This window comes from Barnesiella sp. An22 (assembly GCF_002159975.1).
Lineage (GTDB): Bacteria > Bacteroidota > Bacteroidia > Bacteroidales > Barnesiellaceae > Barnesiella > Barnesiella merdigallinarum.
In genome coordinates this window covers 213984-237013 of record NZ_NFJR01000005.1, presented here as the reverse complement: position 1 = coordinate 237013, position 23030 = coordinate 213984, and the positions used below count along the sequence as shown (strand labels likewise).

Genomic DNA, 23030 nt, shown 5'->3' with positions numbered 1-23030 from the left:
ATAAGATTTCCATGAGGGACGTCAAAGACGATGACGTAGATAGGTCGCAGGTGTAAAGGCAGCAATGCCAAAGCCGAGCGAAACTAATCTCCCGAAACTTTGCAGCGGCGGATAGTCGGGAAGGGCCGATAAGGTAAGTGAAAGTGTAGTAAGTTCGAAATTTTTTCAAACGTCAAGGATCGAGATATTCAAGGCGGTTATAGCACGGGGGATCCACCTCTACCCATTCCGAACAGAGAAGTTAAGCCCCGTCACGCCGATGGTACTGCGCAAGTGGGAGAGTAGGTAGCCGCCACCTTAAAAGATGAGCCGGAAGGAAGTCGAAGAGACAACCCTCCGGCTCTTTTTTTATGCCCTCCCCAATTCCTCCGGAGGGTATGTCGCGAGGGTGTCCAGTCATCCCGCACTCCCGATGCGCCCACTCGGTCATCCCGCACTTTGATGCGGTATCCAGAAATACCGGCCTTGGTCTGCCGCACCTTTGGTAAACTCATCCCGCGCCTTTTTATAATCTCCTTTTTCAGTTTACCTAATCGCCCCCGATGCGGTCATTTAGTCATCCCGCACTTGATGCGGAATCCAGGAATACCCGCTTTTGTCACCCGCGCCTTTGGTAAACATATCCCACATCTTTTTATAATCACCTTTTTAGTTTGCTCAATCGCCCCCGATGCGGCCACCCAGTCATCCCGTACCCCGACGCGCTCATCTGGTCATTCCGCACTTGATGCGGAATCCAGAAATACCGGCAGGAGCACTTGCAAAATACATTCCCTTTACGTCCCCTTTCCTGGACCCAGCATCGCTGTGCGGGGTGACACGGTTCTCGACGCGGAATCCAGGATATAGCCGTGGTTTATACCCAAAGAAAACAGTCAGCAGTACCGTCCGGGCCAGTAGGGACGCACGGACCGTGCGTCCTGAATCTCCCTTTTCTTTTCCCGCAAAAGAAAAGGGAAGCCAAAAGAAAGCTCCCGGCTGATGTCCGAAAGCTGAAAAATGGCTGCGAGGTCCGGGGAAAAAGAACTCGCCGGGCTCGCTTTGCAGCAGCCGTTCGGCTGGCTATACAGCTCCAGGTTCTCGACCGATACACTTCGGCTCAAACATCTTTTTCCCGCGTTCGTCCCTCTCCGCCATTTTTCCCACCGCTTTCTCCCATAGGCCGGACTGGGCTACGCGTTTTAGTCATCGCCCCCGACACGGTCATCTGTTCATTCCGCACTCCGATGCGGGATCCAGGAATACCCGTCTTGTTCATTCCGCACTCCGATGCGGGATCCAGGAATACCCGTCTTGGTCATTCCGCACTTGATGCGGAATCCAGAAATACCGGCAGGAGCACTTGCAAAATACATTCCCTTTACGTCCCCTTTTCTGGACCCCGCATCGGGTGCGAGGTGACACGGTGCGCATCGAGTGCGGGGTGACACGACCATAAGCAAAGGGATGACTTCTAAAAACAAGCCGCATCGAGTATTTCCTACGTCAATAGAGTGCAGGATTGACCTCGATACGGCAGTTATATGGGTGTGGAAGATCGTTTATGCCTCCAGCGCTTTTTTGAAGATGGCTTCGACTTCGTTGGGGTAGATGCCGCCTTCGTGTACTTTTTCGTCGCCGATGTAGAACGTGGGCACGTAGTAATAGTCGTACTGGTCGGCGATGTCGGGATGCTCGGTCTCTTCGATTGTTTCGATAACGATGTCTTTGTATTCAGGCCGTTTTTTCAGTTCGTCGATGTAGCTGAATGCCCGTTTGCAGAAGGGACAGCGCGTTTGATAGAAAAGTTTTATCGGTTTCATATTATACAAGGATTAGGGTTTCGTGAGCAAATATACAATATAATTTTTCTGTTTATAGTTGTGTTTGTCTCTTATTACGTTTGATAGTCTCTTTTTATTTGGTTGGCAGTCGTAGTTTACAGTCTGGTGAAGTTGCTGGATATGTGTTTTTCTTTTGTTTACAGAGGGGGTAGAGAAAAGTTCTTTATCTCGATGACCTTGTTTTTTAACTTTTTTACTATATTTGTTTACAAATGGAATCTATACATGATTGAAAAACATAAAAGACGATGTACAGAAAAATAGTTTTTGCTCTCCTGTTCATGCCTTTATGGGTATGGGGTGTTGTACCTACGGTAGTTAACGATACAACCTCCGAGGCGTTGTATCGCTTAGGATTAGAGTATTTGACCGGCAACGATTCGTTGGGCATCTACATGAATGAAGAGAAGGGAGTCGAATTGATACGCCAAGCTGCCGAGCGAGGAAGTGCTCCGGCTCAGTTCAGATTAGCTCTTTGTTATGAAGAAGGACAGGGGGTATCACAAGATTATGCGCAAGCTGTTTATTGGTACCGTCAAGCTGCCGAACGGGGAGATGCTTGGGCTCAATTCAATTTGGCTATTTGTTATGCCAAAGGACAAGGCGTGTCACAAGATTATGGACAGGCCTTTTTTTGGTATCGTCAGGCGGCCGAACAAGGAGATGCTTGGGCTCAGTACAATTTAGCTATTTGTTATGCCAAAGGACAAGGCGTGTCACAAGATTATGGACAGGCCTTTTTTTGGTATCGTCAGGCGGCTGAACAGGGAGATGTTCCGGCTCAGTACAATTTGGCTGGCTGTTATAGCAAAGGGTGGGGCATACCTCAGGATTATGAGCGGGCCGTTTACTGGTATCGTCGGGCGGCCGAACAGGGAGATGCTTGGGCTCAGTACGGTTTGGCTGGCTGTTATGCTGAAGGAGAAGGCGTGTCACAAGATTATGGGCAGGCCGTTTATTGGTATCGTCAGGCCGCCGAGCAGGGAAATGCTCCGGCTCAGTACAGTTTGGCTGGCTGTTATGCTGAGGGACAAGGGGTTTCACAAGATTATGGGCAGGCCGTTTATTGGTATCGTCAGGCTGCTGAGCAGGGAGATGCTTGGGCTCAACACAATTTGGCTGTTTATTATGCTGAAGGAGAAGGCGTGTCACAAGATTATGGGCAGGCCGTTTATTGGTATCGTCAGGCTGCTGAGCAGGGAAATGCTTGGGCTCAGCACAATTTAGCTGTTTGTTATGCTGAAGGAGAAGGCGTGTCACAAGATTATGGGCAGGCCGTTTATTGGTATCGTCAGGCCGCCGAGCAGGGAGATGCTCGGGCTCAACACAATTTGGCTGTTTGTTATGCTGAAGGACAAGGGGTTTCACAAGATTATGGGCAGGCTATTTATTGGTGGCGGAAGGCCGCCGAGCAAGGCGATGCTGAGGCTCAATACAGTTTGGGCATTTGCTATGAGGAGGGATTAGGTGTTAATCAGGACAGCAAACAGGCCGAGTATTGGAAGAATCTGGCTATTCAAAACGGATATCAGCCATGATAGCTCGTCTCGATTGCCTATGATAAAGAGTGTAACGAATAAATAAAATAGACAGACACAGCCGGGTAGGATAGTCCTGCCCGGCTGTGTCTATACTATGGAGTGAGGTCTCAGTATTTGTTATACGAAATCACCTCGCTGGCGGGTTTGCGTTTCTTCTCGCGCAGGGGTTGGGTAGAGTATCCCAGCACGATGTCGAGCAGAACCCGTTTTTTGTCGGGGATGTGGAGCAGCCGGCGGACGGCTTTTTCGTCGAACCAGCCGAGGATGCAGCTGCCCAGCCCTTCGGCGGTGGCGGCGAGGGTGATGTGGGCGGCGGCAATACCGATGTCGAGCAGCGGGAATTGCTTGTCTTTGATGATACCGCCGATGCCGGCCGTGAAGTTGGGTCGCTCTTCGACCACAAGTATGTGCACGGGGGCCTGTTTGGTGAAGTGGTTCATCCCCAGCAGACGGCTGGCCACGGCGTCGGCTACCTGGTTGCGCAGCTCGGGCTCGTCGACCACGATGAAGTGCCACGGCTGGGCGTTGCAGGCCGAAGGGGCCAGCCGGGCAGCCTCGATGATGCGGGCCACCTTCTCGGGCTCTACGGGGCGGTCGGGGTCGTACTGCCGGTCGCTCTGCCGGTGGGCAATGAGTTCATAAATATCGGTCATGGCAGTTTATGCTTTTTCGAAGTGCATGATGCGGCTGATGTATTTGCCGATGATGTCGAACTCGAGGTTGACGATGCTGCCGACTTCGATTTGGTGGAAGTTGGTGTGCTCGTAGGTGTAGGGGATGATGGCCACCTGGAAGCTGTTATCCTGCGAGTTGCATACGGTGAGGCTCACGCCGTTGACCGTTACCGAGCCCTTCTCGACGGTCATGTAGCCCTTGGCGGCCATCTTGGGGTCGAGGTCGTAGACGAAGGTGTAGTAGCGGCTGCCGTCGACCAGGTCGATTCGTTCGCAACGGGCTGTCTGGTCTACGTGGCCCTGCACGATGTGTCCGTCGAGACGGCCGTTCATGAGCATGCTGCGCTCGAGGTTCACCTTGTCGCCCACCTTGAGCGAGCCCAGGTTGGTGCGGTCGAGGGTCTCCTGTATGGCGGTGACGGTGTAGCAGTCGCCGTCGATGTCGACCACGGTGAGGCATACGCCGTTGTGTGCGACGCTTTGGTCTATCTTCAATTCGTGTGTGAACGAACTCTTGAGCGTGAGGTGCAGATTGCCGTTATCGTGTTTGAGGGCTACGATGGGAGCGGCTTCTTCGACAATTCCTGAAAACATAGTTTTGATGAGTTAGCGGTTAAAAATCGTATTCAACGATACGGAGAGGCAGCGGTTGCGGAACTGTATTTCCCCGGTTTGCCCGTGCCGAACCGTATCCTACGGTTTTACAAATGTAGAAAAATAGTTCGGTATCTTGTATGGATTATTCCCGAAAATAGTTATTTTTGAGAAAGGATTTCTGTAACATTAAAACGTGTACCATGGAAATATCGCTCCCGAAAAAAAACAATGGTTTGCCGGGCGATAAATTGTCGTCGCGAACCGTAACCGTGATTGGTGCCAATGGTGCGGGCAAGAGCCGTTTCGGTTTGGAAATAGCCCGCCAGAGCAAGGAGCATGCCTTTTGGCTTTCGGCACAGAAGGCACTGTGCCTTATGCCGCCGCATGAGGTGTGGCCCGGCTCTATCGAGGCGCAGTACAAGGAGGCTATCGATCGTTCGCACTACGTCTCGAAAGAGACTCCTACCGAGTTTGACCAGTTGCTCTTCCTGCTGCTGAGCGAGGAGTTTCGCAACCTGTTCAGCTACAAGTTCGAGGTACAGAAAGGGGGGCATGTGGAGTTGCCCCGTACCCGTCTGGACCGGGTGCAGAAGTTGTGGGAACGCATATTCCCCAAGAACAAGATGCTGCGGGCCGAAGGCAAGCTGCTGATTCAGAGCGAGGACTCCGAACCCTTCAACCCGTTGCGCCTGAGTTCGGGCGAAAAGGCGGTGCTTTACTACATCGCGGGGGTGCTCTATGCTATGCCCGATGCCGTGATTCTGGTCGAGGACCCCGAATTTTATCTGCATCACTCCATCTTGAAATCGTTGTGGGATTCCATCGAGAGCCTGCGCAAGGACTGTACCTTTGTCTATTTGACGCACGACATCGACTTTGCCGCGTCGCGGGTCGAGAGCACCTGTATCTGGGTGCGGTCGTTCGATGCCGAGCACATGACCTGGGACTACGAGTTTATCAACGACAGCGACTCTTTCCCCGAGGGCATGTATCTCGATATATTGGGCAGCCGCAAACCGGTGCTTTTTATCGAGGGAGCGGCTACGGGCAGTATCGATGTGAAGCTCTATCCCTATATTTTCCCCGAGTATATCGTGAAGCCGTTGGGCGGTTGCAACAAGGTAATCGAGGCTACACGAGCCTTTGCCGACTTGAAGGAGATACACCACCTCGAATCGCGAGGTATCGTCGACCGCGACCGGCGCACCGAGCGCGAGGTCGAGTATCTGCGCAGCCGTCACATCTATGTGCCCGAGGTGGCCGAGGTGGAGAATCTGCTGATGCTCGAGGGGGTAATCAAGGCTGTGGCCCGGCGTATGAAGCGCAATGCCAACAAGGTGTTCGAGATTGTGAAGAACAACGTCATCCAGCTCTTTGCGCAGGAGATCGAGTCGCAGGCATTGCTGCATACGCGCCACCGCATACGGCGTAATCTGGAGTACAAGATAGACCGTCGGTTCAACGACATAGCTTCGTTTGAAGACCACATCGACCACCTGACCGACGATACCGACGTGCGAGGCTTGTATAACAACATTTGCAATCAATTTCGTACCTTTGTCAAAAATCGGGATTACCGGTCGGTGCTGAAGGTCTATAACCAGAAGTCGATGGTCACCAACAGCAACGTGTGCAACCTGTGCGGCTTGGCCAATAAAGACAAGTATCTGCGGATAATCCTCACGATACTGCGCGACAATCACCCCGAAGCAGAGACGATACGCAGCTCGATACGGGCCTGTTTCAAAATAGACGATCAAGAAGAGAAAGAAGAAAAGAATAATGAATAAGAGTTGGATTTCGGCGGCTCGTCCCCGCACCCTGCCGGCCTCGGCGAGTCCGGTGATAGCTGCCTCGGCCTATGCCTTTTACGACGGATCCTTCCGTTGGGCCCCGGCACTCCTTTGCCTGTTGTTTGCCCTGTTGGCGCAGATTGCCTCCAACATGGCCAACGACTATTTCGATTACGTGAAGGGCAGCGATACGGCCCAGCGGGTAGGCCCTCGCCGGGCTGTAGCCTCGGGCGACATTTCGCCGCGAGCCATGCTCGTGGGCACGTTCCTGGTGCTGGGGTTGGCTTGTCTGGTGGGGCTGGGGCTTGTCTTCTTTGCCGGGTGGTGGCTGATACCCGTGGGTATTGTCATCGCACTCTTTGCACTGGCCTATACGGCAGGGCCCTATCCGTTGGCCTATCACGGGCTGGGCGACCTCACGGTCTTCCTCTTCTTTGGGCTGATAGCCGTCAACTTCACCTACTACGTGCAGGCGTTGCATTTCGATATGGCGGTCTTTCTCCTCTCCATTGCCATGGGGTTGCTATCGATCAATATCCTGTTGGTGAACAACTACCGCGACATGGAGGAGGATGCAGCTGCCAACAAGCGCACGACTGTGGTACTCTTCGGACGTCCCTTTGCCCGCGGGTGGTACCTGGTCAACGGCTTTGTGGCCGTGGGGCTGGTGTTGCCGTCGCTGCTCCCCTTGGCTCCCTATTACGAAGGGTTGGTTCCCGTGGTGCTGTACCTGATTTTACATGTGACGACTTGGGTAGAGATGGGGCGTCGCCGTGGTGTTGCCTTGAATCCACTATTGGGTGGAACGGCTCGTAATCTGTTGATATTTACGCTATTGATTTCGCTAGTATGGATTTGTAAAAGCGTGTGGTTATGAAGAAGATGCTCCTTCTCGCCTTCGTGGTGGGACTGTCGGTACTGCCCATGTGGGGGCAGTCGTCGGGCATCATGCCTCGCAAGAGAGCTGTGCCCAAAATCTCGACGAGACAGATGGACAAGCCGGTGGTCGACACCGACCCGAGTCCCATTGTACGGGAGGGGAAGGACGATAACGACTCGACGCTTTATGGCGCGTTGCGCTTTTCGCCGCTGGCGGTCGACATGCTGGCCTTCGACAAGCGCATGAGCGATACGCGCGAGAGCTTTCTGCTGCGCAACAATACGCCGTTCAGGCTCTCGCGGGTCGTGCTCCAACTCTTCTACCGCGACCCCGGTGGTCAGATGATCGACTATCGCACCCAGACGGTCGATTGCGACCTTTTGCCCGGGACCACGCGCAAGTGCGAAATCGACAGTTTCGACCGTTCGCGTAACTATTACCATGTCGACTCTCCTCCGACTCGCGTCTCGGGACGTCCCTTTGTCGTTACCTATAAGGTACTGCGTTACGATATAGTGGTGGAGCCGTAACGCTTTTTGAGCTTTTCTCGTCAACTTTAACGCCCTCTATCCAAGCCAAAGGGCGGGCCTCTTTGTTGTAAGGGAGAACGACGCGACAAACTGTCCGTCGACTTAACGTATAAACTTATTTAGGAGGTAAAGATTATGACACCTGCAAAGCATCAACAAAACTGGCTCCCCGGTATTTTCAACGATTTTTTCGGCAACGAGTGGATTGCCAAGACCAACAGTGCCGCCCCGGCTATCAACATTGTAGAGACCGAGAAGGCCTATGAGGTAGAGATTGCGGCTCCCGGTATTACCAAAGACGATTTTGAAATTACGGTCGATAAAGACAATCATCTGGTAATCACGGTCGAGCGTAAACAAGAGGAAGACGAGAAGAGTAAGAAGGGGCGCTATCTGCGCAGGGAGTTCTCTTATTCTCAATTTCAACAGACCCTCATCTTGCCCGATAATGTCGATACCGATGCCATCGAGGCTTGCCAGAACAACGGCGTGTTGACGGTGAAGATTCCCAAAAAGAGCGCCCCTGCCGTATCGGAGAAGAAGAAAATCGCGGTTAAATAGCCGCCGCTTGGTACGAAGGTACAAAGTTCAGATAATCGAGGAGGTCGTGCCCCGCTTGAGCGGCATGGCCTCTTCGTTTTTTTATACCCTGATTTTTGCCGGGCCCCGATGAGGTATGACTGGTTATCGCCAAGTGAAATTCTTTTTCCGGGAGGCTGAACCTATGATGTTGAAATAGAGGTTTACCCACGGTTGCAAAAACGAGAAGAGGGGCAGGGCGAATGTGTAGCGGGGAGTGTGGAATATTTTGGCCGCACGCCGGTATACCACCGCTTTAATGACAAAAATCGACACAGCCGGCAACAGGGCTATGATGGCCAAGAGCCAGTTGTTCAAAATGCCCCAGGCCAACAGCAGGATAAACAGAATGTTGAAGGCATAGTCGAATACCTTGCCCATGCCGAATACCGCCTTGGCTGCCGTATGCAGGTATTTTGCGGTAAAGTCGTATTGCAGTTTCAGCTCTTTCCAGGCTCCGTGATTGTCGTGGTAGACGGCGGTCATTTGGGAAGAGGGTGAGAGTTCTACCCGGGTGTTTTCTCGGGTAGCTATCTCATTGATAAATAGGTCGTCGTCGCCATAGTGCAGATGCAAGTGCTTTGAGAAACCCTTGTTCTTGAAGAAGAGCTCTTTGCGATAGGCCAAATTGGAACTCTCGCCCATGTAGGGACGCCCGATGAGGGCAAATGAGAGGTAACGCAGTGTAAAGAGCAATTTGTCGTAGATGTAGTAGCCGAAATCGTGGGGGGCTTTCTCTTTCGATTGCATGGAGGTGTAGCCCAGCACAATGTCGGTGCCCGGTACAAAATTGCGGGCGATGGCGGCCAACCATTGGCTGTCGGGCGGGCAGCAGTTGGCATTGGTGAATACGACGATGTCGTATTGGGCTGCTTTCACTCCGAGCGTGAGAGCCAGTTTTTTGTGGCTCAGGTTGCGCGACCCTTCGGGTACATAGGTGTGGTATAAGTTGTCGTATTGAGTCTGCAGAGCGGTGAGGATGTCTTTCGAGTCGTCGGTCGAGTCGTCGTTGACCACGATAACTTCGAATTGCGGATAATCCTGGTTCAGGATACGGGGCATGAACTGGATAAGGTTCTCGGCATCGTTCTGGGCATAGACGATGACCGATAGGGGCGGGCGTTCGGAAGAATATGAGATTTTACCCTTTTCGCTCTTTTTGTAAAAACGGAACGGGCGATCGAACAGGTAGAATTGATACACTATTTCGATAATCCAAATCAAAGCAAATATCCCGACTCCATATATTTCGGGGAGGGAGAGATTCCAAGAAAAGTTCAAGTCCATAACGTATATCAAAAAGTGTTACAAACGTACATAAACTTTTTCAAACAAGGAGCCTTATGGCCCGTTTAAATCATTTGTAGGAAAAGCGATTGAATTTTTGAAAAGACGGTTAAGATTTTGATAGTAAGAATCTTTTCGAAGATTAAAGAAAATAGGGTAAAAAACTGTTATGAAAACTGTCAAAAGATAAGAGGGGCGATATAATAAACGAGGGGGGTACATCGTTATAAATTAGAATTATTTTCTGGAAATTCCGGGAAGAAAAAAATAGTGTAATGAAAATAAACCGGTTAAGTATTTTTGCCCTTTTGTTGGTGCTCACGTCGTGTGCTACCAATAAGACGACTTATTTTGAAAATTTGGATGCAGAGCAGGTAAGCGGCCAGGTCGATGTAGGTAATTACGAGTTGCGTATTGCCCCCGACGATATGCTTTCGATTACCGTTTCGTCGGTTGTGCCCGATGCTGCTGCTCCCTATAACCTGCCCGCAGTCTCTTATTCGGAGCCTGGAAAAGAGGAACTTACGATTGTTCCCAACCTGCAGGTGTATACCGTAAGCCGTGATGGTGATATTTATTTCCCGATTGTAGGGCGTATTCACGCTGCCGGAATGACTCGTAACGAGTTGGCCAAATATATCGAAGACAAGATTCGTCCCGAGTTGGAAGATCCCTTTGTGCTGGTACAGTTTATGAACTTCAAAGTCGTTGTATTGGGCGAAGTGAAGAATCCGGGGCAAATACCGGTACAAACCGAACGGGTGTCTGTTCTCGATGCCATTGGTGCAGCCGGCGACCTGACTATCTATGGAGAGCGCAAGAATGTACTCTTGATACGCGAAGAGAATGGCAAACGCATATTCCATCGCTTCGACTTGACCGACAAGTCGTTGTTCGAGTCGCCCTATTTCTATTTGAAGCAAAACGATGTAGTCTATGTCATGCCCAACCGGGCCCAGCGCAACAACTCGGATTATAACCAGTTGGCTTCGTATCGAATCTCGGTAGCCGGTACGGTAGTGAGTGCAATTTCGGTATTGGCTTCGTTGGCCATAGCGCTGTTCATTAAATAAAAAGAAAATATCCCGTTTATGGAAGAAAATTATACCTCCGAAAGAAGAAACGATAGTGTCGATGTCGTAGCCTTGTGGCGTGCGATTTGCAGGAAATGGTACCTCTTTGTCGGTTCTGTAGTGGTGTGCGTGGCCTTGGTCGCATGCTATCTAAAGATAGCCAAGCCACAATACGAAGTGTTGGCCGATATTCTGGTCAATGAAGATGAGAAAAAAGGGAGTAGTGGTAGTTTGTCGTCTTTGATGTCTGGGGTATCGGGCGGTGGTTTCTCTCTGGATGGTATGATAGGCGGAGGTTCGGTAAACGATGAGATTCTGGTGATTTCGTCTCATACCATCATTCGCGAAATGGTGCAGCGGCTCGAGTTGAACAAGGTTTATACGAGCAAGAAGAATTTTTTCAGCAAGAAAGAGTATTATGGCAATTCGCCTATTACGGTCGATGTGCCCGAGTCGATGTTGGATACTCTGGTCTCCGGATTTGTTGTGAAAGTGCAGACCGACAAGTCGAGTGATAAGATCAAGGTGGTGCTGAAGCGGGGGTTCTTTGAAACTCTGGCTGAAACCGAAGCTACTTCGTTCCCGATAAAAGTTGATTATGGCGAAGGGATAGTTATTGATAAGACCTCCTATTATAAGCCTGGTGAGAAATTGCGTTTTGTGGCTCATATCAATGGATATGATGTGCAGACCGAACTTTTGTCGAAACGTCTTGAAATCGATTTATCAGATAAAAAAGCCAATGGCATCTCTTTGAAAATCGAAGATTCGAATCGACGTAGAGGGCAAGACATACTCGACACTCTTATTGAGTGTTATAACGAGGATGCCGTGCTGAATAAAAACCTGAAAGCAGAAAACATGCTGGCCTTTATCGATGATCGTTTGATAACGGTCGAGAACGAGTTGCATGAGGCCGAGCGGGTTATCGAACAGTATAAACGGGAAAACGACCTCTCGGATATTAACTCTGAGGCCAAAATTATTCTTGAGGCCAACAGCCAGTATCGCAAACTGTTGCTCGAGGCCGAGACGCAATACTCGATTATCTCGATGGTAGACAGTTTCTTGAATAGGCCCGAAAACAAATATTCGTTGGTGCCGGTTACAACCGGTCTTCCCGATAAGGGTGCTGCCGAGGCTATCAACGAGTATAACAAGTTGTTGCTGGAGCGGATGCGTCTGTTGCGTACGGCCAAGGACTCGAACTTGTCGTTGCTTACGCTTACGGCTCAGATTGATGCCATGCGTGAGAATATCTTGAACACGGTATCTAAGGCCAAGGAGAGCTCGGATATAGCTCGTGCCGATTTGAAGAAGCAGGAAGCCGAGTTTAAGAATAGACTTCGTGGATTCCCTGAGCAGGAGAGAGCCTACCTGGATATCAAGCGGAATCAGATGATTAAAAACGAACTGTATACCTTCTTGATGAAACGACGTGAGGAGAATGCCATGACCTTGGCTTCGACCTCGCCCAAATGTCGTATTGTCAATGCGGCGTACAGTAAAAGCAAACCGGTATCACCCCAGTCGTTGCTGTTGCTGGCGATTGCCTTTGGCGTGGGTCTGGTACTACCAGTCATTTATCTTTATGGAAAGAGTATTTTCAACGTCAAGTTTGCTACCCGCAACGACCTGCGCCGTTTGACCAATCTGCCTGTGGCTGGCGAGATAGGGCACAATTTGTCGACCGATTATGTAGTGATGAAAGGTCACAGCAATTCGCCGGTAGCCGAGATGTTCCGTTTGTTGCGCTCCAACTTGCAGTTCATCTTGCCCGGAAATGAAAAGCGGGTACTGTTGGTAACTTCGTCCGAGCCGGGTGAGGGTAAATCGTTTGTCAGCCTCAACCTGGCCTATGCGATTGCCATGACCGGCAAGCGTACGGTCTTGGTCGACCTGGATTTGCGTAGCCCGCAAATAGCCAATTATCTGGGCCTGTCGTCGACATCGGGTTTGACCAGTTATCTGATAGCCAAGAATGGAATGGATGAGAGCTCGTTGATTCAGTCGCCGGTCGAGTCGCTCGACGTCATTACGGCCGGACCTGTTCCGCCCAATCCTTCGGAGTTGCTGCTGTCGTCCAAGTTGGACCGTCTGATGAACGATCTGCGGGAACGCTACGACTATGTCATTATCGATACGGCTCCGGTTGAGCGCGTTTCCGATACCTTCTCGTTGACTCGCTTTGCCGATGCTACACTCTACGTTTGCCGGGCAAACCATACACCCAAGAACAGCGTATTCAATGCGATGGATTTTGCGGCAGAGGGCTCGTTGAAGAATGTCATATTTGTACTGAACGATACGGAAGTAACACACACATACGGATATTCGGAGGAGAAACATACGAGAAGAGTATAAGCCATGGTTTCCTTGAATAAAATATTCTTTGGGCTGTTCTTCTTGATGCTCATTGTAGGAGTTTATACCTATCAGATGTTATGGTTTCAAAGCTCCGATGAGTTGATCACGTTGCTGATGGCGCTGTTGTGCATGTTGGATATGCTGGCCAATAAGAATCACCAGCGGTACAAGGGCCTGTTTGCGGTTGTCGGGGTGATGACATTCTATTTGTTGTACTCCATGTTTGCCCTTCATTACAACACGCCCAAGGCGATTCTGTACGATTTCTTTATCCAGATCAAACCCTTTATCGCCTTTTATGCCGCCTATTCCATGGGTGTGCGGTTCGATGCTTCCCAGAAGCAATTCCTTAAACGATTGTGTGTCTTTCTGAGTGTCTTGATGCTGACGATTATTCTTGCAGGGGCTGGAAAGAAGATCTTTTTCCATGTGGCTTATTATGGTATTATCAGTACGGTTTTATTTTTGATATACTATTACTGTTCCTATCAAAGGCTTACCAAGAGAGACAAGATTGTGATGATGCTTATGCTGGCTGTGGGATTCTTCAGCACCCGTTCCAAATTTTATGGATTCTTTGTGGTGGCCATGTATGTCTTCTTTTGGTACAAACCGGGAATGTTGGTTCGGGTAAAGTTGAAACAATGGATAACAATTGTGCTGGTATTTTGTGCCGTATTGTACGTGGCTTGGGGTAAGATAAACTACTATTTTATCTCATCGGGTTTTTTTTCAGGTGCAGAAAACATGGACGATTCTTTTGCGCGGGCTGTTTTGTATGTGCGAGCACCACAGGTTTTGGCCGATCATTTTTTCTTGGGATCGGGTTTGGCCTCCTATGCGACCTTTTCGTCGGGTGACGTAGGGTATTCTTTGTTGTATAAAGAGTATAATATAGATGAAGTTTGGGGGTTGCTCGAAGGGGATTGTCCTTTTGTCTCTGATACTTTTTTCCCCGAATTGGCCCAATTTGGAATCGTAGGTATTTTTATATTCTTTTATTTTTGGGTATGGGTGTATAAAAAAATAAAAATTTCAGTTGTAGACTCAGATGCCATAGCGCTCTATAAAGGAGGACTGCTGATTATGACGTTCTTATTTATAGAATCGATTGCCGGTAGTGCTTTTTTGCAGGGATCGGGCATTGTCGTAATGATTCTGCTTGGTTTCATGGCGAGAGATGCGGTGGTTATTAAAGAGCACTACGAGTGTTCTGCCAAGCGAATAGGAGAAGTATGAATAGGGCTACGAAGTTTATACATGATATTTTTATTTATGCTATAGGGAATTTAGGCTCTAAGCTTATCACTTTCCTATTGGTCCCGCTGTATACTTATTTTATCTCGCCAGATGATTTTGGATATTACGACATAGTGCTTACGCTCACATTTTTGGCGATGGGGATTATTACCTTCCAATTGCGGGATGGTACATTTAGATTCTTGTTGGACAATGAAGATGAATATACCCGTAGAGGGGTTGTTTCATTTTCGTATAAATTGTTAAGCCAATCATCTTTGGCGGTTTTGTTGGTTGGCATTATCTTTTCTTTTTTTTATGAGATACGCGATTGGGGATGGATTATCGCTTTTGTTATTACACTTTCGCTATATGAAGTTCAGATCCAAATCGTACGAGGCCTTGGACGGAACAAGCAGTTTGTTTTTGCGGGGATTCTTACCGCTTTTCAGATAGGTTTATACAGCCTGATTTTTGTAGCTTGGTTGAAGATGGGTATTGGCGGAATATTCTGTTCCAATATATTGGCACGCTTGGTTTCGATGGTGGTTATCGAATTTCAGACTCGGGTATTTAAACGCTATTTTGTAGTCAGTTTCAAAGATAAGGCTTTGAATCGGGCTCTTTTGAAGTATTCATTACCATTGCTCCCTAATGCCATTTGCTGGTGGCTGTTGGGTAGTTCCAGTCGATTGTTTATAGAGCATTATTTAGGGTTGGAAGCCAATGGTATTTTTGCAGTAGGGATGAAGTTTTCTACGATACTCGAGACGTTTTCGGTAATTGTATATCAAGCTTGGCAGGAGACGGCAATCAAACAATACGAAGCTCCCGATCGAGAGGTTTTTTTCTCTCGAATATTTAATGCGTATAGTGTAATTCTTACGGTGTTGGTTTTGATATTGGTCTTTGTATTGAAGCTTAACTATTCGTGGTTAGTTGATGTCCGTTATCAGGAGAGTCTGCAATATCTTTATCCGATGTTTATTTCGGTTTTCTGTTTTGCTTTGGCTGCATTTTACGATTTGGGCTATCAGTGTTCTAAACGAACGGTCAGAAATCTTCCCGGGGTTGTTGTAACTACCGTTTTGAATTTGATAATGAATTATTTGTTTATACGTATCATGAGTATCTGGGGAATAATTCTCTCTTCGATATTGTCATATCTGTTTATGTTGGGATTCAGAATGGTCGATACGTGGAAGTTTTTCCCGGTAAGAATCTCTTTGGAAATTATTTATCCTGTCTTGTTTTTGGTCGGAGGAGCTGCGTTTTTTTATTGGGTCGATTCGGCTGTATGGCAAATATTTTATGTGATAACAGTAATTATACTCAGTTATTATATCCAGCCTAAAAGTATCAGGCAAGAAGTAAATGAGAAGTTGAAGAGTGTCGTAAAGAAAAAAATGGGAAGTTCGGAATGAATTGACTCAACAAGTTTGTGCCGGGCTTTATATCCATTATCTTTGTATTCAGAAATACGAACTATATGAATATTATCGTCATCAATTCTATACTTTTCACTCCGGAAAAAGAGGTTGTTCCTTTTGTCCAAACAATTAAAGAGACGATGATATATGACCTTTGCATGGCCTATCTTCGTTTGGGGCATTCGGTTACATTGCTTGCTGCTGCTGATTTCAAGCCTGCAAAAGAAGAAGCCTATGATTTTGAAGTGGTCTTTTTGAAGTCGATCTGGAAACGGGTTTTCAAACCCGGATTATTGCCTTTTATGCCAGGGGTGTGGAGCTATTTGCGCAAGCGGCGCCACGAGGTCGATATGGTACTGACGAGCGAGACGTTCTCAATCCCGTCGTTTCTGTCAGCTCTTATCGTACCCTCTAAGACTGTTGTATGGCAAGAGCTTGGGGCTCATAATCGCAAGATGAAAATGTTGCCGTCACGTATTTGGTACAACGTGATAGCCCGTTGCTTTATGCGTAAGGTTTGGGTGATACCTCGGTCGTATGTGTCTCAGCGATTTATAAGTAAGTATATGCCTCGAGTGGGTAGTCCCATAGGCCATGGTATTGTGGTAAAACAGAACTCTATTTCAACGCTTAAGAAAAATCAGTTGCTTACGGTTGGCCGTCTTTTTTGGGAGAAAAATATAATATCTGTAATTCGTAAGGCTGCCGCTTTTTTTTCGAAATATCCACAATACAACGACTATGTGTTGTATGTGGCCGGAGATGGAGGGCTGAGAGACGAGTATCAAGAACAGATAAGGAAGTTAGGCCGTGAACAGCAGATTATTTTGTTGGGGAAATTGCCTCATGAGGAACTTTTCCGTTATTATCGGGAGTCGAAAGCTTCGCTGTTTGACTCATTGCGAGAGCTCAATATGTTGGCTCTTATGGAGTCGGTCGCTATGTCTACACCGGTCGTAACCAATCGAATACCTTTCGATAGTGAGGTGGTCGAGAGAGAGCAGTTGGGAATTGCTCGTGATGGTTGGGATGAGGACGATATAGCCCGAGTGATAGAGGAGAATGATCGATTTGTCGCAAACTGTAAGAGGTATGCACAATCGATTACGGTCGATGCTGTGGCACAGCGTATTATCGATTCTTTTGAACAAGCATCAAAAAAGAATATCTGATATGGAAAAGGCTCGGGATATTGTATTCGATATAGCTAAAGGGTTAGGTATTATTCTGGTGGTTATCGGTCACTATATTCCGGCCGGAGCTCCGAAATGGTATGTCGATTTTATAGATTTTATCTACTATTTCCACATGCCGCTTTTCTTTATCATAGCCGGTTATTTTTACGATCGCTCTACCCGTCGGACAGACTATCTGCCGTTTGTGTGGAGCAAGTTCCAGCGCCTGATGATTCCCTATTTTATTCTCTCGTGGGCTATTGTGGGAACCAAGGTGGGCATAGGCCGTGTGATGCCGGTAGACCATCCGGTGACACTCGATGCGCTGTATCGTGTGTTCTATTTGCCCGAGGCCGGTTATTTCCTGTGGTTCGTGTATGTGCTGTTTCTCACGTTTTGCCTTGCACCTCTCTTCAAGAAAGGCGTAAGGCTCATTATCCTCTCGATAATGGCATTGGGACTGTTCTTTTGGGACACGGCGCCACAATATTTCTGCATCCGGCAGTTGTGCTCTCATCTGGTCTTCTTTGTATGGGGTATGTGGGTGGCTCGGTCGGGAGGCCTGCGGCAGGCCATGAGCCGGTATCCATTGTTGTGGGCTGTGGTTACGATAGGACTCTCGTTTGTACATACCAACATGCAACCGGGGGTATTGTCAACTCTCTTTTTATTGGTGTTGGGCATTACCGGTAGCTTTATGGTACTCTCGGTTTCGGCCTGGCTTTCGCGCTTGGCGGGGCCGGTATCACTGGGTTTGAGTCGGATAGGGGTAATGTCGATGACTATCTATCTTTTCCATACTTGGATTATGGGTGGCGGAAAAGCGATTTTAACACATATATTGTCGGGTGGCAATACAATAGAGTTTGTGCTCTCTGCGTTATTTATAATAGGAGCGGGAATTGTCGGCCCCATTTGTCTCTACAAGTGGGTGTGGACAAAAAACAAGTTTACCGCTCGGATATTTAAATAACCTGCACGCCGCCCATGAATCAAAAGCTACGCATCCTGTTGGTGAATAAGTTTTACTATCCGAGAGGGGGAGATTGCATCAGCATGATCAACCTCGAGGCTTTGTTGCGTCGGATGGGTTATGAAGTCGCCGTCTATGCGATGGCTTATCCGAAAAATTTACCCTGCGAAACGGCCCGCTATTTTGCCTCTGAAGTCTCCTTCTCGGGCGGGTTGATGGAGAAACTGAAAGCCGCCAACCGGCTTTTTGGTACGGGTGATATTATACGTTCGTTCCAGCGAATCCTCGACGATTTCCGTCCCAACATAGTTCACTTCCATAACATCCACTCCTATCTTTCTCCCATTGTGGTCAAGTTGGCTCATGAGATGGGCTGCCGTGTAGTGTGGACCATGCACGACTATAAACTGTTGTGCCCCTCGTACAACTGTTTGTGTCGTGGCAAAATCTGTGAAGCCTGCTTTACCGACCTGACGCAGGTGCTGCGGCGCAAGTGCATGAAGGATAGTGCCGTGGCCAGTGCGCTGGCCTATGGCGAAGCGTTGTGGTGGAATAGGCGGAAGTTGCAGCACTGGGTCGATGCTTTTGTCTGCCCCAGCGCGTTTATGGCCCAGAAGATGAGGGTTTGCGGATATGACTATATCAAACTGGCCGTTATCTGCAACTTTATCGAAAAGGAGAAGCTCGACTTCCTGTCTCAGCCCGAGGAACAGGAGTCTGCCTCCGAGCCATACTACTGCTATGTGGGGCGTCTTTCCGAAGAGAAGGGCATACGCCTGTTGCTTGACGTGGCGCAAAATTTGCCTTATCCGCTTTATGTAGCGGGTGACGGACCGCTGGCCGAGGAGTTGCGTAAGAAGTATGCTTCTGAGAAAATTCGGTTCCTGGGGCATCTCTCTTCGAAAGAGGTGGTCCGGTTGGTCAAGCGGGCTCGTACGATGGTGGTTCCCTCGGTTTGGTACGAGAACAATCCGTTGAGTATTATCGAGTCGCTGTGCATGGGTACCCCTGTTATTGGTTCGGAAGTGGGCGGTATCCCCGAGTTGATACGCGAGGGCGATGGCACCCTGTTTCGCATGGGCGACAAGGAGGAACTTGAGGAGGCAATCGAGGCTCGCATGTCGGTTGCCGATACCGATCGGCAGGCAATTTCGAAGCGGGCCAGGGCTCGATTTTCGGAAGAGCGTTACTGGCAAGAACTGAAAAAAGTGTATGGAATAGAAGGGTAAATATAAATTTGAAAGACTGGGAAAAAGATTTATCTTTGCACGATATTTGAAAAAAATGAAGATTTCTGCACCTACCGATATAAGCATTATTACCACCTATCGCTGCCCCATGCAGTGCAAGATGTGTAATATCTGGAAGAATCCCACCGATCCCCGGCAAGAAATTCGTCCCGAGGAGTTGGAGGTTTTGCCTCGAGTCAAGTTTATTAACATTACGGGTGGCGAGCCTTTTGTTCGGGAAGATTTGGATAAGATTGTAGAGGTAGCGTTTCGCAAAGCTCCCCGGGTAGTGATTTCTACGTCGGGGTGGTTCGAGAACCGCGTAATCGAGTTGGCCAAGAAGTTCCCCAAAATTGGCATTCGTATCAGCATCGAGGGACTGTCGCAAAAAAACGACGAGTTGCGCGGGCGTCCCGGCGGTTTCGATAAGGGACTTCGTACCCTCTTGAAGTTGAGAGAGATGGGCGTGAAGGATATAGGTTTCGGCATTACGGTATCGAACAACAACTCCGAAGACATGCTTTCGCTCTATCACCTCTCCAAAGCGCTCGATATGGAGTTTGCCACAGCAGCTTTCCATAACTCGTATTATTTCCATAAAGACGACAACGTCATCACCAATCGCGATACGGTGTGTGCCAACTTTGCCCAACTCATCGAGATGCAGATGCGGGAGAAACACCCCAAATCGTGGGCCCGAGCCTTCTTCAACATGGGGCTCATCAACTACATCGAGGGCAACCGTCGTTTGCTGCCCTGTGAGGCCGGTCTGATGAATTGCTTTATCGACCCGTATGGCGAGGTCTATCCCTGCAACGGACTGGAGTCGAAATATTGGAAAGAGGGCATGGGCAACATCCGGAAGGCCGGCTCGTTCGACGAAATCTGGAACAGCGAGCAGGCACAGCATGTGCGCGAACTGGTACGGCGGTGCCCCAAGAATTGCTGGATGGTCGGTACCGTTTCGCCGGTGATGAAAAAGCTCTCTTACGTGCGTCACCCCATGGGGTGGATACTCAAGAATAAAATGCGTTCGCTGCTGGGCAAACCGGTCTGCATCGACAAGAAGTGGTACGATGTGGGTCAGGATCCCCGACAGGGAAACCTCAATAGGCCCGAATAGGGCAGAAAGGATAGTCGTGGCGATGAAGATAGTCGTGGCCGGTACGCGTGGAATCCCCGATATTCAGGGCGGGGTGGAGACCCATTGCGAGGAGCTGTATCCCCGCTTGGCTGCCATGGGCCACGACGTGACGGTAGTACGTCGTTCGTGCTACGTAACTCCGCAAAACAAAATCACTACGTATAAAGGCGTTCGCCTGAAAGACACCTATGCACCCCGCAAGAAGAGTATCGAGGCCATTGTCCATACATTCCTGGCTATTCTCTATGCCCGCCGGGTGCATGCCGACGTGCTGCATATCCACGCCATCGGGCCGTCGTTGCTGGTACCCTTTGCCCGCCTGCTGGGGCTGAAGGTGGTGATGACTCACCATGGTCCCGACTATGACCGGCAGAAGTGGAACCGGGTGGCCAAGGCTGTGCTGCGGTTGGGCGAACGTATGGGTGTCAAGTATGCCAACGAGGTGATTGTCATCTCGACCGTCATCGACAATATTCTGCGCGAGAAGTACCATCGCTGCAATGCTCACCTGATTTACAACGGGGTGAATACTCCTGCCATAGCCACGACGACCGACTATATAGCCTCGTTGGGGCTGGAGTCCCATAAATATGTATTGGCCGTAGGGCGGTTTGTCGAGGAGAAGGGGTTCGACCTGCTCATCCGGGCATTCGACCAGATACCTCACGAGGGGTACAAACTGGTGATTGCGGGTGATGCCGACCACGAAGACCACTATTCGACCACGCTGAAACAGCTGGCTCGGGAGCGGGGGGTGGTGCTTACCGGCTTCATTCGGGGGGCCAGGTTGAACGAACTCTTTTCGCACGCCCGCCTCTTTGTGTTACCTTCGTTTCACGAAGGGTTGCCCATCGTGTTGCTCGAGGCTTTGAGCTATCACTTGCCGGTGCTGGTCAGCGATATTCCCGCCAACCGCCTCTCCTGTCTCTCGGCTGACGATTTCTTTGCGACGGGCGACATCCGCTCGCTTGCCGAGGCACTCGCCCGCAAGTTGGCACAGACCGATACCCGTTGCCAATACGACCTCACTCCGTATAACTGGGACTACATAGCTACCCAGGTCGATGCCGTGTATCATCGGCTGTGAATCTTCAACCGAAAAAGACAATGCTATCCTACTAAAAAGTCGGCCCGATTTCGAACCATATCGGGCCTGTTTTGTTTTTGAGGTATAACATATCACAAAACAATCAAAAACAAAACCATTATGAAAAAACTAATCCCGATTCTTTTTGTCGTGGCAGCCGTTACTGCGTGTCAGAAAGAGCCCAGCCTCTCCAAGCTGGATGACGATTATGTGGTGTTTACCGATTATGACAAATCGGCCAGCTTCGGCGACTATCTTACCTACTACATGCCCGATAGTGTGCTGCTGATTACCGATAGCGAAAAAGCCACCTACTGGACCAACGACGAGGCCAACTATATTCTCGAGACCTTTGCCGAGAATATGGCAGCCCGAGGCTTTATGCTGGTCGACTCCAAGGAGGAGGCCGACCTGGGTCTGCAGGTCAGCTACATCGAAGATGTGCACTATTTTGTCAACTATCCCAGTCCCAACTGGTGGTGGGGATACCCCGGCTATTGGGGTCCCGGCTACTGGGGGCCCTACTGGAGCAGTTGGTATTATCCCTATCCGGTAGTATACAGTTATAGCGTGAACTCCTTCCTGGCCGAGCTGGTCGACCTGACCGACCAGACCACGACAAGCAAGCGGTTGCCGGTGCTGTGGGATACCTATATGGCCGGTTTGCAGAGCAGCTCTCCCCGGGTGAACCAGACTTTGGTTATCCGAGCCATCGATCAGGCTTTCAACCAGTCGCCCTATTTGACCAATCAATAACGTGACTACCCATTTTGTATATCCAATAAAAACAGAAATCGAATTATGAAAACTATTAAACACATATCGTTATGGGTGGTAGCTGCTGCTTTTATGGTGGTTGTGCCGACCCGTGGAAACGCGCAAGCCGTTTCGAAAACCTATTTCAATGTCGATTGGCAATTCAATGCTCCGATGGGAAACAGCTATGCCGATAAGGCGAGCGGATGGGGTATGAACTTCGAGGGTGGATATTACGTGATGCCCCACATGGCCATCGGTGCTTATATCGCCTACCATACCAACAACAAGTATATCGACCGGCAGACACTGGCCTTGAGCTCCAGTTCGGCACTGACAACCGACCAACAGCACTCGCTGTTTCAACTGCCTTTCGGTCTTTTGGCCAAATATCGCTTCACGACCAGCGGCATGTTCGAGCCCTACATGACGGTAAAGATGGGTGCCAATTACAGCCGCATGTCGTCCTACATGCAGGCTTGGGAACTCTATCGCGACACTTGGGGATTTGCCGTCTCGCCCGAGATTGGTATCAGTATCTTTCCCAGTCCCAACTATCGGTATGGACTGCACCTGGCCATGTATTACAACTATGCCACCAACAAGAGCAAGGTGCTGACCTACGAAATCGACGGACGCAGCAATCTGGGTTTCCGCGTAGGTATCTCGTTCTAATCGGTTAACATTATATCCTCTGTGAATCGATCGGGGGAGGGAGTGCATCGGCATGCACTTTCTCTCCCGATTTTGTTAAATAAAGCGTAGCCGATTGCCCCATAACGATATATATATTACTTTTGTGCCGGTCGGAGGAGGGGCTGTCTCCTCTCCGTCGTTACCGTAACAACAGTAT

Annotated in this window: 20 protein-coding genes and 2 rRNA genes; 18 read left to right on the top strand and 4 right to left on the bottom strand. The window is 49.3% G+C overall.

Annotation, left to right across the window (positions count from 1 at the left end):
* Both B5F38_RS07490 and rrf read left to right on the top strand, forming a co-directional pair.
* Window positions 1–108 (top strand): 23S ribosomal RNA (locus B5F38_RS07490); the annotation flags it as partial.
* A gap of 81 nt (window positions 109–189) precedes the next feature.
* Window positions 190–298, top strand: a 5S ribosomal RNA gene (rrf, locus tag B5F38_RS07485).
* Window positions 299–1541: 1243 nt separating this feature from the next.
* On the opposite strand, the gene B5F38_RS07475 is transcribed toward rrf, so the two are convergent.
* Window positions 1542–1802 (bottom strand): thioredoxin family protein, encoded by a 261-nt coding sequence (locus B5F38_RS07475; RefSeq protein WP_087408671.1) that lies wholly within the window; start codon window positions 1800–1802, stop codon window positions 1542–1544.
* A 269-nt stretch (window positions 1803–2071) separates the two neighbouring features.
* Between B5F38_RS07475 and B5F38_RS07470 the strand changes: the two genes are divergently transcribed.
* Window positions 2072–3361 carry a tetratricopeptide repeat protein gene (locus tag B5F38_RS07470; RefSeq protein ID WP_087408655.1) on the top strand — a complete coding sequence of 430 codons (1290 nt, stop codon included), beginning with the start codon at window positions 2072–2074 and terminating at the stop codon, window positions 3359–3361.
* A 110-nt stretch (window positions 3362–3471) separates the two neighbouring features.
* Here B5F38_RS07470 and B5F38_RS07465 read toward each other — a convergent pair whose 3' ends face one another.
* Window positions 3472–4017 carry a nitroreductase family protein gene (locus tag B5F38_RS07465; protein WP_087408654.1) on the bottom strand — a complete coding sequence of 182 codons (546 nt, stop codon included), beginning with the start codon at window positions 4015–4017 and terminating at the stop codon, window positions 3472–3474.
* Window positions 4018–4023: 6 nt separating this feature from the next.
* A complete protein-coding gene (locus tag B5F38_RS07460; RefSeq protein ID WP_087408653.1) occupies window positions 4024–4632 on the bottom strand; it encodes a riboflavin synthase in 609 nt (202 codons plus the stop codon).
* A gap of 203 nt (window positions 4633–4835) precedes the next feature.
* Here B5F38_RS07460 and B5F38_RS07455 point away from each other — a divergent pair, with 203 nt between their 5' ends.
* From B5F38_RS07455 to B5F38_RS07440, 4 genes are all read left to right on the top strand, one after another.
* The gene (locus B5F38_RS07455) at window positions 4836–6425 is read left to right on the top strand and encodes a DUF4435 domain-containing protein (protein ID WP_087408652.1); all 1590 of its coding nucleotides are present in this window, start codon (window positions 4836–4838) and stop codon (window positions 6423–6425) included.
* Window positions 6418–7305, top strand: coding sequence for a 1,4-dihydroxy-2-naphthoate polyprenyltransferase (locus B5F38_RS07450; RefSeq protein WP_087408651.1), 888 nt, complete (start codon window positions 6418–6420; stop codon window positions 7303–7305). The genes B5F38_RS07455 and B5F38_RS07450 overlap by 8 nt, the downstream gene beginning before the upstream one ends.
* A complete protein-coding gene (locus B5F38_RS07445) occupies window positions 7302–7838 on the top strand; it encodes a hypothetical protein (RefSeq protein WP_087408650.1) in 537 nt (178 codons plus the stop codon). Before B5F38_RS07450 ends, B5F38_RS07445 begins: the two co-directional genes overlap by 4 nt.
* 135 nt (window positions 7839–7973) lie before the next feature.
* Window positions 7974–8399, top strand: coding sequence for an Hsp20/alpha crystallin family protein (locus B5F38_RS07440; protein ID WP_087408649.1), 426 nt, complete (start codon window positions 7974–7976; stop codon window positions 8397–8399).
* A gap of 123 nt (window positions 8400–8522) precedes the next feature.
* Here the strand turns inward: B5F38_RS07440 and B5F38_RS07435 are convergent, their stop codons facing one another.
* Window positions 8523–9641 (bottom strand): glycosyltransferase, encoded by a 1119-nt coding sequence (locus B5F38_RS07435; RefSeq protein ID WP_241147827.1) that lies wholly within the window; start codon window positions 9639–9641, stop codon window positions 8523–8525.
* A 338-nt stretch (window positions 9642–9979) separates the two neighbouring features.
* Here B5F38_RS07435 and B5F38_RS07430 point away from each other — a divergent pair, with 338 nt between their 5' ends.
* From B5F38_RS07430 to B5F38_RS07380, 11 genes are all read left to right on the top strand, one after another.
* Window positions 9980–10777, top strand: coding sequence for a polysaccharide biosynthesis/export family protein (locus B5F38_RS07430; RefSeq protein ID WP_087408648.1), 798 nt, complete (start codon window positions 9980–9982; stop codon window positions 10775–10777).
* Window positions 10778–10795: 18 nt separating this feature from the next.
* A complete protein-coding gene (locus B5F38_RS07425; protein ID WP_087408647.1) occupies window positions 10796–13141 on the top strand; it encodes a tyrosine-protein kinase in 2346 nt (781 codons plus the stop codon).
* A gap of 3 nt (window positions 13142–13144) precedes the next feature.
* Window positions 13145–14383 (top strand): hypothetical protein, encoded by a 1239-nt coding sequence (locus B5F38_RS07420; RefSeq protein WP_087408646.1) that lies wholly within the window; start codon window positions 13145–13147, stop codon window positions 14381–14383.
* Window positions 14380–15807 carry a lipopolysaccharide biosynthesis protein gene (locus tag B5F38_RS07415; protein ID WP_087408645.1) on the top strand — a complete coding sequence of 476 codons (1428 nt, stop codon included), beginning with the start codon at window positions 14380–14382 and terminating at the stop codon, window positions 15805–15807. Before B5F38_RS07420 ends, B5F38_RS07415 begins: the two co-directional genes overlap by 4 nt.
* Before the next feature lie 65 nt (window positions 15808–15872).
* Window positions 15873–16985, top strand: coding sequence for a glycosyltransferase family 4 protein (locus B5F38_RS07410; RefSeq protein WP_143240933.1), 1113 nt, complete (start codon window positions 15873–15875; stop codon window positions 16983–16985).
* A 1-nt stretch (window position 16986) separates the two neighbouring features.
* A complete protein-coding gene (locus B5F38_RS07405) occupies window positions 16987–17961 on the top strand; it encodes an acyltransferase family protein (RefSeq protein ID WP_158096856.1) in 975 nt (324 codons plus the stop codon).
* 14 nt (window positions 17962–17975) lie between these two features.
* Complete coding sequence (locus B5F38_RS07400) at window positions 17976–19190, top strand: glycosyltransferase (RefSeq protein WP_087408642.1); 1215 nt, start codon at window positions 17976–17978, stop codon at window positions 19188–19190.
* Window positions 19191–19245: 55 nt separating this feature from the next.
* Complete coding sequence (locus B5F38_RS07395; RefSeq protein ID WP_087408669.1) at window positions 19246–20313, top strand: radical SAM protein; 1068 nt, start codon at window positions 19246–19248, stop codon at window positions 20311–20313.
* 22 nt (window positions 20314–20335) lie between these two features.
* Entirely contained in the window at window positions 20336–21421 is a 1086-nt protein-coding gene (locus tag B5F38_RS07390; protein WP_087408641.1) for a glycosyltransferase family 4 protein, read from the top strand.
* Between the two features lie 120 nt (window positions 21422–21541).
* A complete protein-coding gene (locus B5F38_RS07385) occupies window positions 21542–22177 on the top strand; it encodes a DUF4136 domain-containing protein (protein ID WP_087408640.1) in 636 nt (211 codons plus the stop codon).
* 45 nt (window positions 22178–22222) lie between these two features.
* Window positions 22223–22852 carry an outer membrane beta-barrel protein gene (locus B5F38_RS07380; protein WP_087408639.1) on the top strand — a complete coding sequence of 210 codons (630 nt, stop codon included), beginning with the start codon at window positions 22223–22225 and terminating at the stop codon, window positions 22850–22852.
* Window positions 22853–23030 lie beyond the last annotated feature (178 nt).

Coding starts and splice junctions, on each gene's coding strand:
- B5F38_RS07460 (WP_087408653.1), bottom strand. CDS start 4,632: ATGTTTTCAGGAATTGTCGAAGAAGCCGCTCCCATCGTAGCCCTCAAA.
- B5F38_RS07470 (WP_087408655.1), top strand. CDS start 2,072: ATGTACAGAAAAATAGTTTTTGCTCTCCTGTTCATGCCTTTATGGGTA.
- B5F38_RS07380 (WP_087408639.1), top strand. CDS start 22,223: ATGAAAACTATTAAACACATATCGTTATGGGTGGTAGCTGCTGCTTTT.
- B5F38_RS07415 (WP_087408645.1), top strand. CDS start 14,380: ATGAATAGGGCTACGAAGTTTATACATGATATTTTTATTTATGCTATA.
- B5F38_RS07410 (WP_143240933.1), top strand. CDS start 15,873: ATGAATATTATCGTCATCAATTCTATACTTTTCACTCCGGAAAAAGAG.
- B5F38_RS07425 (WP_087408647.1), top strand. CDS start 10,796: ATGGAAGAAAATTATACCTCCGAAAGAAGAAACGATAGTGTCGATGTC.
- B5F38_RS07475 (WP_087408671.1), bottom strand. CDS start 1,802: ATGAAACCGATAAAACTTTTCTATCAAACGCGCTGTCCCTTCTGCAAA.
- B5F38_RS07405 (WP_158096856.1), top strand. CDS start 16,987: ATGGAAAAGGCTCGGGATATTGTATTCGATATAGCTAAAGGGTTAGGT.
- B5F38_RS07395 (WP_087408669.1), top strand. CDS start 19,246: ATGAAGATTTCTGCACCTACCGATATAAGCATTATTACCACCTATCGC.
- B5F38_RS07390 (WP_087408641.1), top strand. CDS start 20,336: ATGAAGATAGTCGTGGCCGGTACGCGTGGAATCCCCGATATTCAGGGC.
- B5F38_RS07400 (WP_087408642.1), top strand. CDS start 17,976: ATGAATCAAAAGCTACGCATCCTGTTGGTGAATAAGTTTTACTATCCG.
- B5F38_RS07385 (WP_087408640.1), top strand. CDS start 21,542: ATGAAAAAACTAATCCCGATTCTTTTTGTCGTGGCAGCCGTTACTGCG.
- B5F38_RS07465 (WP_087408654.1), bottom strand. CDS start 4,017: ATGACCGATATTTATGAACTCATTGCCCACCGGCAGAGCGACCGGCAG.
- B5F38_RS07420 (WP_087408646.1), top strand. CDS start 13,145: ATGGTTTCCTTGAATAAAATATTCTTTGGGCTGTTCTTCTTGATGCTC.
- B5F38_RS07450 (WP_087408651.1), top strand. CDS start 6,418: ATGAATAAGAGTTGGATTTCGGCGGCTCGTCCCCGCACCCTGCCGGCC.
- B5F38_RS07455 (WP_087408652.1), top strand. CDS start 4,836: ATGGAAATATCGCTCCCGAAAAAAAACAATGGTTTGCCGGGCGATAAA.
- B5F38_RS07445 (WP_087408650.1), top strand. CDS start 7,302: ATGAAGAAGATGCTCCTTCTCGCCTTCGTGGTGGGACTGTCGGTACTG.
- B5F38_RS07430 (WP_087408648.1), top strand. CDS start 9,980: ATGAAAATAAACCGGTTAAGTATTTTTGCCCTTTTGTTGGTGCTCACG.
- B5F38_RS07440 (WP_087408649.1), top strand. CDS start 7,974: ATGACACCTGCAAAGCATCAACAAAACTGGCTCCCCGGTATTTTCAAC.